At 44.2% G+C, this 1,550-nt stretch carries 2 protein-coding genes; both read right to left on the reverse strand.

Going from position 1 to position 1,550, the window contains the following annotated elements; translation table 11 throughout:
• Positions 1-138: 138 nt before the first annotated feature.
• On the reverse strand, positions 139-960 hold the full coding sequence (locus ACFIL8_RS08910) for a TIGR00282 family metallophosphoesterase (protein ID WP_375607046.1): 822 nt from the start codon (positions 958-960) through the stop codon (positions 139-141).
• An 18-nt stretch (positions 961-978) separates the two neighbouring features.
• Positions 979-1,550: 5-formyltetrahydrofolate cyclo-ligase (locus ACFIL8_RS08915; RefSeq protein ID WP_375689500.1), on the reverse strand; the 572-nt coding region annotated here is incomplete at its 5' end.

Below are 1,550 nucleotides of genomic sequence, written 5' to 3' on the forward strand. Positions count from 1 at the left end.
GGGTGTTTTTAGTAGGGATTTGGGAAGGGCTGGAAAAGTCGTCTTGCCAAATAGAGTTCTCAAAAGAAAATCTTGGAGAGCAATCATCCAAAGGGCGCACAGTGGAGAGCGATCATCAAAGGGGTGGCTTAAAAGAAGCTACCAAAAATCCGGAACTTCAGGCTTTAAATGAGGACCAATCCGTACCGCTGAGACCTTTTCTGCTAAACCGGTGCGATCTGAAATCTCAACCGCTAAACCACAAAGGGTGGCAGGACCACATGCCGGTTCAAAACGATCTTGCTTCGTCTTATAAAGAAAACGGTGTAAGGGTTCTTCTTTATCCATTCCAAGAGATGAATTATAATCTCCACACATGCCTGCATCTGTTAAATAGGCGCTCCCACCTTCTAAGATCTGCGCGTCAGCCGTGGGAATATGCGTATGGGTGCCAACGATAACACTCACACGACCATCAAGAAAATGGCCAAAACATTGCTTCTCGCTTGTCGTTTCTGCGTGAAAGTCAAAAATAATCGTATCGGCTTGCTCCATCAACGAACAGGCAAGCAGAATATTTTCCGCTGTTTCAAATGGATCTTCTACTTTACACGGCATAAAAACGTTGCCCAACAGATTGGCGACAAGAACACGGGCGCCATTTTTTGCCGTAAAAACACCAGAACCTTTTCCAGGAGTTTCTTTCGAAAAATTGGCAGGGCGTAAAAAACGATCACTCTCATGGGCATACTGCAATGCTTCTTTGTGAGAAAAAGCATGATTACCTGTGGTGACAACATCAACACCGGTTATCAAAAGATCTTGATACGTTTCTTGTGTGAGACCAAAACCACCAGAGGCATTTTCACCATTTACCACAACAAAATCAAGCTGCCATTTCTCAATCAGTTGAGGAAGGTATTCAAAAACAGCTTTACAGCCTGTGCTACCAACAATGTCACCTAAAAATAAAAAACGCATAGGCGCTTTAATCACATTTTAACATTTTAAGAAACCTTTTTCTGTAAAAATTCCTTGTACCTGTAGATCATGTTCTGCTGCGGGAATAGAGGAAACCTCCTGACATGAAAATCCTATGCCCCATAATATCATTTGATGCCCTTGTTTTTCAAGAGCTGCAACAGCACGGTCATAGTATCCTCCTCCATAGCCAAGACGGTGACATTGACGATCAAATGCAGAAAGCGGAACAATAATATTATTGGGGGCAACAACGTCATTGTCTGCACCCGGACCAAAGGTGCCAAAACGCATGGGCTCTAAAATTGTGCTGGGCGAAAATGCACGGAAAATCATGGTGGTGGAATCAAGAACTGCTGGTAAGGCTAAATGCCCACCGCGTAACGCTACAGCATCCAGTAAAGGACGCGGGTCAATTTCCGATTTAATGGGCCAATAGCCTGCTAAAATGAGGCGTGAAAAATCGGTTCCCTTCTTTTCAAGGTATTCAATAAAGTGGCAACAAGCACGCTGCGAAAAGAGTGCACGCTCTTCTGTTAAAAGAGCATCACGACGCGATAAACCGCTTTTGCGTTGCTGTGTGCGAAGGG

It is taken from the genome of Bartonella sp. AP57NXGY, assembly GCF_042195805.1.
Lineage (GTDB): Bacteria > Pseudomonadota > Alphaproteobacteria > Rhizobiales > Rhizobiaceae > Bartonella.

What these genes read in the sequence shown, in the direction of transcription:
- ACFIL8_RS08910 (WP_375607046.1), bottom strand. Translation starts at nt 960, where the DNA reads ATGCGTTTTTTATTTTTAGGTGACATTGTTGGTAGCACAGGCTGTAAA.